We start from the raw sequence: 12,177 nt of genomic DNA, 5'->3' as shown, positions 1-12,177 counted from the left end.
CGTGAAAGCGACTGTATGGACACAGCCGAGCGTCTGGACCTCGTCACGCGATACACCGACGAGGTCGTCGAAACCGAGGAGCTAGAGACACTGCTCGCCGAAGGCAACCCGTCCGTGTACATCGGGTACGCTCCGACCGGAGAGATGCATATCGGTCACTTCACCACCATCAGGAAGCTCGCGGATTTCCTGCGGGCTGACCTCGACGTGACGGTGTTGGTCGCGGACCTGCACGCCCACCTCGACGACGAGAAAAGCCCGTTCGAGTTGCTCGACGCGCGCGTCAAGTACTACCAAGAGGCCATCGAGGGAATGGTCGAGGCCGCGGGTGCCGACCCCAGCGACATCACGTTCGTCCGGGGGATGGACTACCAGCTCGACGAGGAATATTCCCTGGAGATGTATCGAATGGCCGCCGAGACGACGATTGCCCGCACACAGCGGGCCGCAAGCGAGGTCGTCCGCGAGAGCGACAGCCCCAATCTTGGCGGGCTCATCTATCCGTTGATGCAGTCGCTGGACGTGAAGGCGCTCGACGCCGACATCGCCTACGGCGGCATCGACCAGCGCGGCATTTACATGCTCAGCCGCGAGTTGCTCCCCGAGCACGACCACGACAAGCCGGTCTGTCTGTTCGCGCCGCTGCTTGCCGGCCTGACCGGCGACAAGATGAGTTCCTCTGAGGACGGGTCGAAGGTCAACCTCACCGACTCGCCTGCTGTGGTCCGAGACAAAATTGACGACGCCTACTGCCCGATGGGCGATGTCGAAGACAACGGCGTGTTGGAGTACGTCCAGTATCTCGTCTTCCCGGTACTCGACGAACGCGACGAGTCCTTCGTCATCGAGCGCCCCGACGAGTACGGCGGTGACCTTGTCTACGAAGACTACCAGCAACTCGAGGCCGACTTCGAGAGCGAAGAGCTCCACCCGGCAGACCTCAAGAACGCGACCGGCGAGTACATCTCAGATGTCATCGACCCGGTTCGCGAGCGCCTGACAGACCGGCCGGAGCTGCTGGCCGAGGCCTACCCCGAGAGCTACGAGTAGCCGACGATGACCGACGAGAGGGGAAGCGGCCGCCGCGGCGAAATACAGTCGGTCTACGACGAGATTGCGGGCCACTTCTCGGAGACACGAGCATACCCCTGGCCGGAGGTCGAGGAGTTCCTGGCATCGGCCACAGGTGACCTGGGTCTCGACCTGGGCTGTGGCAACGGCCGCCACACCGCGTTGCTCACCGAGGTGACCAAGACAGCAGTCGGCGTCGATGTCAGCCGCGGGCTCCTCGGGGAGGCTCAGACCAAAATGCACGACGACGACTGGACGGGTGCGCTGGTACAAGGCGATGCAGCGGCGATACCACTCGCGTCGGGTAGCGTAGATGTGGCGGTGTACGTGGCGACACTGCATCACCTCCCTGACCGCGAGAGTCGCCTCGAAAGTCTGCGAGAACTCGACCGCGTACTCGCCCCGGACGGGCGGGCACTCGTAAGCACTTGGAGCACGGCCCACGACCGGTTCGAGGCCCCGGCCGACGCCGAAACTGGCTTCGAGACGACAGTCGATTGGACGCTCCCGGATGGCGAGACGGTGCCACGATTCTATTATATCTACGCCCCGACCGAGTTCGAGCGCGACCTCGACGAGAGCGGACTCGCGGTCACAGACAGCTACGTCTCCAGTGGCAACTGTTACGCGGAGCTCCGCTAACCTGCGCCCACGCTGTCTCGTATCTGGCAGTGGGCTCCGGAGATACGAGCGTGAGACGACACGGAAGGGGTGCTGACAGCGGACAAGTGACCTACCCACAGCTATCAAAAGCGATGGACGACGGGTCCGTCTTACCGAATGATATAAATAAGTCTCCTTGCATTGTGGTACTAGACCATGAGAGATGGTGACAATAGAAATGGGAGCAATACGCATAGTCGGCGACAATTTCTCGCGCGGGGGACGGGCGTTGTCGCTGCGACAGGGATGGCCGGTCTCGCTGGCTGTATCGGTGGGGGCGGCAGCGGCGACAATACGGCGCTGGTCGGTGGTATCCACGACCTGAGCGGCGCGACCTCTGACGTTGGCCAGCCGACGGGCCGGGGCACCCGTGACGCCCTCGCATGGGCGAACGAGAACGAAGACCTCGGTTTCGAAATCAACCACGACTGGGTCGACTACGCCTACGACGTGCCAAACGCACAAAACCACTACAACAGCCTTACCTCGGGCGATAATCCCCCGGTCATTATCGGCTGGGGAACGGCCGACACCGAGGCGCTCGCCTCGGAGGTCGCACGCGACGAGATCGTGTACATCTCAGCCTCGTACTCGGACAAGCTACTGGCCGAGGAGACGCCGTACAACTTCTTCGTCAACCTCGATTACACGAGCCAGGGCCGCGCTCACGCGGAGTGGATTGCAAACAACGACTCGGGCGCGACTGTCGCGATGATTCACAACACGACGCCGTTCGGCGAGTCGCCGGTCGATGGGACGGAGGCCTACGCCGAAGAACTCGGACTCGACGTAGCAGACAACATCACGCTCGGGTTGGGAGCGAACACCGCGGACACGCAGGTCAAGCGGGCGATGGACAACGACGTCGATTACCTCATCCACCAGAACACCGCAGCACCGATGCAGGTGTTGATGAGTTCCATCAGCGACCTGGGTGCCGACATCACGGTGATGGGACTGACCTGGACCGTCGACGAGTTCCGCGCCCAATCCGTAGCCGACGCCTTCGAGGGCGTCCGGTACGTCAACACGAACAAATCCTGGAATCAGGTCGAGTCAGAATCGCCGGAAGGCTGGCAAATCATCGAGGACTCCTTCGAGCGAGAGGGCCACGACATGAGTAACCCCGAAATCGCGAACATCAACTACGTCCGCGGGGTGGCACACGCACTGCTTGCCGTGGAGGCGCTCAAACGCGTCGACGACGACGGCGGCGATATCCAGTCGGGGTCGGCCGTCCGTGAGAAGCTGATCGAAATGGACGACTTCGACGCGCGCGGGCTGTTGCCGGTCACGCTCGACTACCAGGACGGCGACCGCCGGGCGACCATGTTCGGCCAGACCTACGAAGTCAGTGACGGCGAAATGGTGCCCGACCAGGAAATCGAACTGCCCCGCCGCGAGGAATGGCTGCCATAACATGAGTTCGGGACAAGCCGACGAGCCGCCGGTTGTCGAACTCGATAACGCCGAAATCGTCTACGACCGGACCTTCCTGGCAGTCCAGGGCGTGTCGATGAGCGCGGACCGCGGCGATATCGTCGCCTTGCTCGGCCCAAACGGGGCGGGCAAGTCGACGATACTGAAGATGATATCCGGCATCGGTCGGAGCGAGCGCGGCGAAGTGACCCGTGGCTCGGTTTACTACGAGGGCGACGAGGTCACCAACGCGAAGACCAACGAGATGGTCGACCGGAACGTGACCCACATCCTCGAAGGCCGGCGCGTCTTCGAGGACCTCACCGTCGAGGAGAACCTCCGGTGTGGCCTCTACAGAGGCGGTCGGCGCATCCGCTACAGTAAGTCCGACTACGACATCGCCTTCGAATACTTCCCCAAGCTAGAGGAGTTACTCGATGTGGAGGCGGGCTACTGTAGCGGCGGCGAACAGCAGATGCTCGTCATCGCGCGGGCGCTGATTCACCGCCCCAATCTGCTGTTGCTCGACGAGCCGTCGCTGGGTCTCGCGCCGAAGCTGGTCGTCGACATCTACGAGACGCTGCGGGAAATCAACCGCGAGGAGGACATCACGATGATAATTGCTGACCAGAACGCAAAGGAGACGCTGGAAGTCGCCGACTACGGCTACGTCCTGGAGAACGGTCAGGTCGAACTCCACGACCCGGCAGACGTGCTGATGGACCGGGAGGAAATCAAGGAGTTCTATCTGGGCACGAGCTCCGAGGAGAGCCGGTATTCGGAGATTCAACACTACAAGATACGCAAGAGGTGGAAATAGATGAGCGGACAGAGCGTCTCGCAGTCGAGCGCCGGCATCCGGGGCGGCCCGCAGTTCCCCCCCGAGGAGGCGGTACTCGGCTGTCGGAACGTGACGAAGACCTTCGGGGCTATCACCGCCGTCGACGACGTGAGCCTCGCCATCGACGAGGGCGAGTGGGTCTCTATCGTCGGCCCGAACGGCGCGGGCAAGACGACGCTGCTGAACGTCTTGAACGGGTTCTACGACCCCGACACGGGCGGCGAGATATTCCTCAACGGCGAGAACGTCACGAGTGACCCCTCCTACAAGCGGGCACGGAAGGGACTCGGGCGGACGTTCCAGGGACTGGAGCTGTTCGAAGAAGAGGATGTCCTAGAGAACGTGATGACAGTCAGAGCGGTCAAAGAGCGACCGAACCTGTTGTCGGCGCTGTTGTTCTACGTCGCCGGCGGCCGGAAAGTCGAGGTCGAGAACATGCGCCGGGTCGAAGAGATTCTCGACTACCTCGAACTCTGGGAGTACCGACACAGCACCATCGGCAGCCTGCCCCTCGGCATCCAGCGGCGGGTCGACCTCGCGCGCTCGCTCGCGCTCGAACCGGACGTACTCCTGCTCGATGAGGCGATGAGCGGCCTGACCTTCGACGAGAAGTACGACATGGTCCGTTTTCTCGCAGACCTCCACGAGAAAGAGGGGATGACGATGGTCATGATAGAACACGACCTCGAAGTCGTCACCGACGTTTCCGAGCGGATGGTTGTCCTCGACCAAGGCGCTATCATCGCACGGGGCCGTCCGGAAGCGGTCGTCGACGACCCCGAGGTCCAGCGCATCTATACGGGGGTGGAGTAAGATGGCAAAGGCAGACGAAGAACTCGGCGTCGAGGAGGGAGTCACCGTCGAGCGAATCGAGACGGCACCCGAAGGCGACACGGAGATTATCGAGGATACAACGCTCCCCGAAATCATGCTCAACCACGTCCAGGAGCACGGGGACGAGGTGGCCCTGCGCTGGAAGCGCTACGGCGTCTGGGAAGAGTACGACTGGGGAGAGTACTACGACCGCGTCAGACACATCACCCTCGGGCTGGAGACGTTTGGCTTCGAGGAGGATGACATCCTCTTTACCATCGGCTACAACCGTCCCCACCAGCTCTGGGCGTGGCTCGCGTCCCAGATTCTCGGCGGGATGGCCGCGCCGAACTACGAGGACACGCTCCCGGAGGGTATCGGCGACCAGCTCGAACTGCTGTCGCCGAAGGTGGCATACGCCGAGGACCAGGAGATGGTCGACAAGCTGTTGCAGGTCGCCGACCGTTCGCCCTCGCTCGAAGCGATTATTTACCGCGACGAGAAGGGGATGTTCCGGTACGACGACACGGCAGTCCCGGTGATAAGCTACGACGAGGTCGAACAGCGCGGCAAGGACCGTGCCGAGGCCAACGAGGTGTCGACCCCGGAGTTCGAGGAGCGCATCCGGAACCTAGACCCGCAGTCGCCGGCGATGTTGCCCCCGACTTCGGGCACGACGGGGATGCCAAAGCGCGTGAAACTGTCGCATTTCAACTTCGTCAACCTCGCCAACGCGGCAATCGAAATCGACCCACTGCCGGAGGGGTCGGATTACTTCTCCTATCTGCCGATGGCCTGGATTGGCGAGCAGATGATACTGATGGCGGCTGCGTTTCTCGGCGGCTGGACGGCGAATTTCCCCGAAGAGCCCGAGACAGAGAGCGAGGACCTGCGCGAAATCGGTCCCGAAATCATCTTCTCGTCGCCGGGCACCTACGAGAGCTGGGTCGCCGAGATCAAGGCCCAGATAGAGAACACCTCCTGGCTGAAACGCAAGTTCTACGAGAAGGCGATGGATATCGGCCAGCGCTACGCCGAGTACGTCAGCGGCGACAAACGTGACGAGGAGCCGCCGGCGTCGCTCCGACTCAAACACTGGCTGGGGTACTGGACGGTCTACCGGCCGATTCTCGACAAAGTTGGCCTCAAGCGGGCGAAAAACGTCTACACCGGCGGCGGACCGCTGGGTGAAGAACACTTCCAGTACTACCACGCGCTCGGTGTCCCGCTGAAGCAAATTTGGGGCCAGTCCGAAGTCTGTGGGTTCGTGACCATGCACCGCGACGACGACATCCAGGTCGATACCGTCGGCGAGGTGTTCCCCAACGTCACGGTCGGTATCACACCGGAGGGCGAACTTCTGGTCAGCGGTCCCGTCGTCACCTCAGGGTACTACAACCAACCCGAGAAGACCGAGGAGGCCCTCGAAGGCGACTGGCTCCACACCGACGACTTCGGGGCCATCACCGAGGACGGTCACGTCAAGGTGTTCGACCGGATGGACGACGTGCTCGAACTCGAAGACGGGTCGGCAATTGCGCCGATAAGCGTCGAGACGAAGCTCAAGTTCAATCCCTACATCAAGGAGGCACTCGTCGTCGGCGACGGGCGTGAGTCGCTGTCGGCGATTCTCAACATCCGATTCGACAACGTGGCCGAATGGGCCGACCAGCGCGACATCCAGTACGCGGGCTATCAGGACCTGACACAGAAAGAGCCGGTACTGGAGTTGATTCGCGGCGTCGTCGGAGAGACGAACGAGGAGCTAGACGAACACAAAATCGAGCGGTTCGTCGTGCTGTTCAAGGAGTTCGACGCCGACGACGGCGAGATGACCAGAACCGGCAAGATTCGGCGCGAAATCGTGACAAATCGGTATCAGGACCTCATCGACGGCGTCTACGCTGGCGAGGAGACAGTCGAGATGGACGTTACAATCACCTACCAAGACGGCAGGGAGTCTGTCGAACACGGCGAGATGGAAGTCGTCGACGTGCCAATGGACGAGGAAGCAATGGTCAGTGGAGGTGGTGTCGATGGTTGACGCCGCCGGCCTGTTCAGCGTGCTCGTGACTGGCATCGGCATCGGCGCGCTGTACGCGCTTGTTGCCATCGGATTCGCGCTCATCTACAAGATTACGGGCGTGTTGAACTTCGCACAGGGACAGTTCGCACTGCTGGGTGCGTTCCTCGTCGTCGTCCTGTCGACCTCGGTGCCGTTCTGGATGTTCGACGTGCAAGTCCCGGTGTTCGCGGCGTTGGGACTCACCGTCGTCATCGGTGCGTTGCTCGGGGTCGCCCTCGAACGGCTCGTCTTCCGGTATTTCATCGGCGAGCCGGTGCTGTCAGTCGTCATCGTCACACTCGCGTTCATCGGCATTGTCGACGGTGGCATCAGGTTTTTCATCAGCTCGCAGTACCGGGCCTACCCCGAGGCACTCCAGCCAAGCTGGAGCATCACGTTACCGTACGACACCTCGGTCCAGGCTCCCTTCGTCATCGGTGTGATTCTGGCGCTGTTGACCGTCGCCGGGCTGATGGCCTTCTTCCGGTACACCGTGCTGGGGTCGATTCTCCGTGCGAGCGCGAGCGACCAGCAGGCGGCGATGGTCCTTGGTGTCTCGATCGAGCGGACTATCGTCGTCGCGTGGGCGCTGTCTATCGCTATCACGTCAATCGGCGGTATCCTGCTCGCGATGTCCTCGGGCGGAGCGGGCTTTACCATCGGCGACATCACGATTCTCGTCTTCGCCGCCGTCGTCTTCGGCGGCCTCGACAGCATCCCAGGGGCGTTCATCGGCGGTATCGTCGTCGGCATTCTCCAGGAGTTTGGTGTCTACCTCGAAGAGTTTCTGATGCCGGGGCTGGAATCCGTCCTTCCGATGGTGTTCCTCCTCGTCGTCATCGTCGTAATGCCTTACGGACTGTTCGGAACCGAACGGATAGAGAGGTTATAACAATGAGAGCACACCCACACCACTGGCGGAATTGGTCGTCGACTATCGTCGCCCGACGGGGAGGTGAGTACGATGCCCTGCGGTGAGTATTTCACCTCCTACGAGGAGCGGATGGGGCTGATTCGCTGGCGTATCGAACGGGTCGCGCTCGTGCTGGGGCTGCCGATTCCACTGATTGCGCCGTTCGTGTTGACCGGCGAACTCGTCTCGGTGTTCACGCTGGTTTTCATCTTCGGCATCGCAGTCCTCGGACTGCACGTCATGCTCAGCTACGCCGGCGAAATCGTCCTCGCGCAGGGGGCGTTCATGGCAATCGGTGCCTACACAGCGTCTCGTATCGTCAACGAAGCCGGACTCGGGCTCTTGCCTGCAATGTTGATTGCCGGGCTGATGACCGCGTCGGTCGCGACGGCGTTCGGGCTGCCGGCCGGCCGCGTCAAGGGCTTCTATGTCGCCATCTCGACGCTCGCGTTGCAGTTTATCGCCGTCCAGTTTTTCTTCCGGCGCGGCGAGTTCGAGGCCATCCACGGCGGCACGCAGCAGTCGATGCCCGGCGAAATCGGGCTCGTCGGAGACGCCCTGGCCATCGGGTCGGCCAACGAGGAGTACTTCTTCGCGCTGTTGATGCTGGTCGTGTTCGCGCTGCTCACGATGAACCTCAGCCGGACCGGTATCGCGCGGATGTTCCGTGCGCTACACGAAAACGACCTCTCGGCACAGGTGCTCGGCGTCAACCGCTTCCGGAACAAGCTGCTCGCCTACGCCATCGGCGGCTTCATGGTCGGCGTGGCTGGCGCACTCTACACGATTTATATCGGCTTCATCACGCCGGAGTTCTTCTCGATAGACATCACGCTGTTGCACTACATGATGTTGTTGCTGGGCGGGATGGGCCGCGTCTGGGGAGTCATTCTCGGCGTTACGACGGTCGAACTCCTCAATCACTACATCCTGCAGACCCTCATCGACATCTTCCCCGAGGGGACCTCCCTGGAGCCGATGTTCTTCGGTGTCATAATCATCGTGGTGCTCATCGTCGAACCCAAAGGCCTCATGGCCGCACTCGGGCAGTTAAAGGAGTATTTACGCAAGTGGCCATACGCCTACTAAGACGTAGGCATCGATTTTCGACTCGTCGGCGGGACGTGGTTCTGTCCCGCGTGAAACGAAAAGAGCCGACACGGCACCGATGCACTCCGACCACGACACCTTCACACCGGCGATAGACCCACACACACACCTGTTCCCAGAGCGGCTCATGTCGGCTATCCGGGACGTACTGACCGACGAGGCCGGCTGGGAGTTCGACCACCCCGTCGCTCGCTCGGCCATCGAGGCGATACTGGCCGACGCTGGCGTCGAAACGTACGTCGGACTACCCTACGTTCACCGCCCGGGGATGGCGACGGAGCTGAACAGCTGGCTCTGTGAACAGGCCGCGGCCTCGGAGATGCTGGTCCCGTTTGCGACGGTCCACCCCGAGGACGAGGACGTAGCCGGCATCGTCCGGGATGCATTCGAGGCGGGCGCTCGGGGGCTGAAGTTCCACTGTCCGGTCCAGGAGGTAGCACCCGCTGACCCGCGTATCGAGCCGGCGCTTTCGGTCGCCGCCGAATACGACGCGCCAATCACCTACCACGGCGGCACCGCCCCGATGTTCGAGGACAACGACTACGTCGGGGCCGACCTGTTCGCGGAACTGCTCGACTCCTACCCGGAGTTGCGGGTCTGCTGTGCCCATATGGGCACCTACGAGACCGAAGCATTCCTCGCGTTCGCCCGGGAATACGACAACGCCTATCTCGATACTACCTTCGCGATGTCGACACGGGCCGAGCAGACGATGGGGTTCGACCCCGGCTCGATTCCCGACGAGACGTTCGTCGAACTCTCGGCGTCGATTATGTACGGCAGTGACCTGCCGAATATCCCTTATCCCTACCGTGAGGAACGGGCAGAGCTACTCGGGCGTGACCTCCCCAAAGAGACCTATCGGGACCTCTTTTTCGGGACAGCCAAGGAGTATCTTGGGCTAGAAGCCTGATACAGAGTACGACAGACCGCACTGTGCGAGAGCCTCGGCGGTCTCAACGGCGTGTCTGTTCGCCGCGACCGTCTGGGGAATCCGCTCCGAGCAGTGCGGCGGCAATCTGTGCGTTGACCCGCGCGAAGGCGTTCAGGATGTGCAAGGAGACGAGGGCGAGGGCGGCCCCGGCGAGGACGCCAGCGGCCTGCTCGACCGGCGTCTCGATGCTACTGGCAGGCTGCCAGTCCCCGATCTGTACCTCGATGGCGACATCCGAGACCGGAGCCAGGATGAGTTCGACTGCGATACCGAGAGACGACACGAGCAACACGAACGAGAGGATACCGACCCAGAACTTCAAAAAGACGAATCCGAGGCCACGCCACGTCGACGGGGCGCGGAGGTAGGCTTTCCCGGTCGCAACGAGACCGTCGCCCTGTGGTCGAACATCGTCGGGACTGGCGATATCGACATCGAGCAGGCTGTTCGCAAGGGTGCGCTCGAAGGCGGCGACGACCCGAAGCCCCGAAACGGTTGCAAACAGGATGAAAAGACCAACAAACAGCACCGAGAGACCGATTCCGAGGGATAGTCCGACCGAGAGAAACACGAAATAGAACAGTCCCAGTGGAAACGCGAGCAGCAGGTACGCGAGATTCTTGTAACTCTGTGTATCTACGACGACGCCGAAAACGTCCCCGAGTACCGACCCGTCGGACGTGTTACTGGAGATGGACTGACTCATTGTACGACTACCTATCACGAGAATAACTAAAAAGGCGACTCGAGGTTTCTGTTGGGGAAATAGTAGCCATGAGAAGCTATAACATCCTGACGGTCGATTTGAGGTGCATGCATCTCGACGGCGTCAGGGTACTCGACCTCTCCGGAATTCTCCCGGGACCGTACGCGACACAGCTACTCGCCGATATGGGGGCAGATGTGATTACGGTCGAAGAGCCGGCGGCCGGCGACCCTGCACGGGAGCTGTCGTTTACCGACGACCGGACGCTGTTCGAGGCGGTCAACCGCGGGAAACGGAGCCTGGCACTCGACCTGAAGTCTGACGCCGGGAGGGCGGTGTTCTACGAGCTTGTCGGCGGTGTGGATGCCGTTGTCGAAGGGTTCCGGCCAGGGGTGGTCGACCGGTTGGGCGTCGACTACGAGCGCCTTAGAGAGTACAACGACGACTTGGTGTATTGCTCGCTGTCGGGGTACGGGCAGACTGGCCCCTATGCTGACCGGGCCGGTCACGACATCAACTACGTCGGTCTCGCTGGACTGCTCGATGTGACCCGGGAAGACGAGGAGGCAAAGCCACAGGTCCCGGGCTATCAGGTCGCCGATATGGCCGGCGGGCTGTTCGCTGCGTTCTCGCTGGTCGGTGGCATCCTCTCGCGTGAACTGGGCAACGGCGGCGGCTACCTCGACGTGTCGATGACAGACGTGGTCGCATCGTTTTCACACACGCTGGCCGGGGCGGCACTATGCGACGGCGACCCGCGTCCCGGCGAGACGATGCTGACTGGTGGCGCGCCGTGGTACGATGTCTACGAGACAGCCGACGGAAACTACGTCACACTGGGAGCCCTCGAATCGACATTCTGGGAGCAGTTCTGTCGCGAGGTCGACCGGCCGGACCTCGTGCCGGTCCACGGCACGGACGACGCCACAGAGCGGGCAGCCCTCCGGGCGGAACTGGTCGAGTTGTTCGAGCGTCGGCGACGCGAGGAGTGGGTCGAGAGGCTGAGCGAGGAGGTGCCAGTCGCCCCGGTTCTCACGCCGGCAGAGGCCCTCAACCACCCACAGATTGCCGACCGACTTCCCGAACGGCCGGAGACGGCCCCGCCCCGTGTCGGGTTCCCCGGCTGTGGCGTGGCGCTCCCCGAAACCGACGAATCGGTCCCCGAACACGGCGAACACACCGGCGACGTTCTCCGGGAGGCCGGCTACGGAGCCGAAGAAATACAGCGGCTCAAAGCGAGCACGGCAGTCAGGTAGCCGTCTCTTTCCCGACGTGACCCTCGATGGTGGCACGAAGCACTGTCGTCTCCTCTCGCGTACAGACGATATCGGCCGTGATGACGTACCGGCCCTCGCGTTCCTCGACGCGCTCGTTCGTCCAAGTACAGGCAATCGTCTGGCCGGTGTAAACCGGTCGAGTGAACTCGATGTCCATCGTGTGTGCGAGCATCGCGAGGTCACCGCCGATTTTCGTCGGGAGTGTCGCAGTCAGTAACCCCTGAACCAGCAGCCTGCCGTCCTCGTCGGGTTCGGTATGCCGGGGCTGGGCGTCGCCGGACAGGGCCGCGAACTGCTCGACCTCCTCGGTGGCAAATGTCCGCTCGTACGTGTGCCTCTCTCCCTCGCGCGGACGTCGGACCACG

The 12,177-nt window shown here is 62.1% G+C and carries 12 protein-coding genes; 10 read left to right on the top strand and 2 right to left on the bottom strand.

What is annotated here, in order from left to right:
- The first annotated feature begins 15 nt into the window (after positions 1–15).
- The 9 genes from BLR34_RS00780 to BLR34_RS00740 all read left to right on the top strand — a co-directional run bounded on the left by BLR34_RS00780 (position 16) and on the right by BLR34_RS00740 (position 9,808).
- A complete protein-coding gene (locus BLR34_RS00780; RefSeq protein ID WP_092698433.1) occupies positions 16–1,050 on the top strand; it encodes a tyrosine--tRNA ligase in 1,035 nt (344 codons plus the stop codon).
- 6 nt (positions 1,051–1,056) lie between these two features.
- A complete protein-coding gene (locus BLR34_RS00775; protein ID WP_092698431.1) occupies positions 1,057–1,713 on the top strand; it encodes a class I SAM-dependent methyltransferase in 657 nt (218 codons plus the stop codon).
- A 177-nt stretch (positions 1,714–1,890) separates the two neighbouring features.
- Positions 1,891–3,153, top strand: a complete 1,263-nt coding sequence (locus BLR34_RS00770; protein ID WP_092698429.1) for an ABC transporter substrate-binding protein — start codon at positions 1,891–1,893, stop codon at positions 3,151–3,153.
- Position 3,154: 1 nt separating this feature from the next.
- Positions 3,155–3,973, top strand: a complete 819-nt coding sequence (locus tag BLR34_RS00765; protein WP_092698427.1) for an ABC transporter ATP-binding protein — start codon at positions 3,155–3,157, stop codon at positions 3,971–3,973.
- Positions 3,974–4,807: an ABC transporter ATP-binding protein gene (locus BLR34_RS00760; RefSeq protein WP_092698425.1), complete on the top strand. Its 834-nt coding sequence runs from the start codon at positions 3,974–3,976 to the stop codon at positions 4,805–4,807.
- A 1-nt stretch (position 4,808) separates the two neighbouring features.
- Complete coding sequence (locus BLR34_RS00755; protein WP_092698423.1) at positions 4,809–6,851, top strand: AMP-binding protein; 2,043 nt, start codon at positions 4,809–4,811, stop codon at positions 6,849–6,851.
- Positions 6,844–7,764, top strand: a complete 921-nt coding sequence (locus BLR34_RS00750; RefSeq protein WP_092698421.1) for a branched-chain amino acid ABC transporter permease — start codon at positions 6,844–6,846, stop codon at positions 7,762–7,764. Before BLR34_RS00755 ends, BLR34_RS00750 begins: the two co-directional genes overlap by 8 nt.
- Before the next feature lie 72 nt (positions 7,765–7,836).
- Entirely contained in the window at positions 7,837–8,874 is a 1,038-nt protein-coding gene (locus BLR34_RS00745) for a branched-chain amino acid ABC transporter permease (protein WP_092698419.1), read from the top strand.
- Positions 8,875–8,953: 79 nt separating this feature from the next.
- A complete protein-coding gene (locus tag BLR34_RS00740; RefSeq protein WP_092698417.1) occupies positions 8,954–9,808 on the top strand; it encodes an amidohydrolase family protein in 855 nt (284 codons plus the stop codon).
- A gap of 43 nt (positions 9,809–9,851) precedes the next feature.
- Here the strand turns inward: BLR34_RS00740 and BLR34_RS00735 are convergent, their stop codons facing one another.
- Positions 9,852–10,535 (bottom strand): sensor domain-containing protein, encoded by a 684-nt coding sequence (locus BLR34_RS00735; protein WP_092698415.1) that lies wholly within the window; start codon positions 10,533–10,535, stop codon positions 9,852–9,854.
- 107 nt (positions 10,536–10,642) lie between these two features.
- Between BLR34_RS00735 and BLR34_RS00730 the strand changes: the two genes are divergently transcribed.
- Complete coding sequence (locus BLR34_RS00730) at positions 10,643–11,791, top strand: CaiB/BaiF CoA transferase family protein (RefSeq protein ID WP_092698413.1); 1,149 nt, start codon at positions 10,643–10,645, stop codon at positions 11,789–11,791.
- Here the strand turns inward: BLR34_RS00730 and BLR34_RS00725 are convergent.
- Positions 11,784–12,176: a MaoC/PaaZ C-terminal domain-containing protein gene (locus BLR34_RS00725; RefSeq protein ID WP_092698411.1), complete on the bottom strand. Its 393-nt coding sequence runs from the start codon at positions 12,174–12,176 to the stop codon at positions 11,784–11,786. The genes BLR34_RS00730 and BLR34_RS00725 overlap by 8 nt on opposite strands.
- Between the last annotated feature and the right edge of the window lies 1 nt (position 12,177).

Origin of the sequence: Halovenus aranensis (assembly GCF_900100385.1) — an archaeon.
In the GTDB taxonomy this organism is placed as follows: domain Archaea; phylum Halobacteriota; class Halobacteria; order Halobacteriales; family Haloarculaceae; genus Halovenus; species Halovenus aranensis.
The sequence above is the reverse complement of the archived record's forward strand: the minus strand, read 5'-3'. Positions and strand labels throughout refer to the sequence as shown.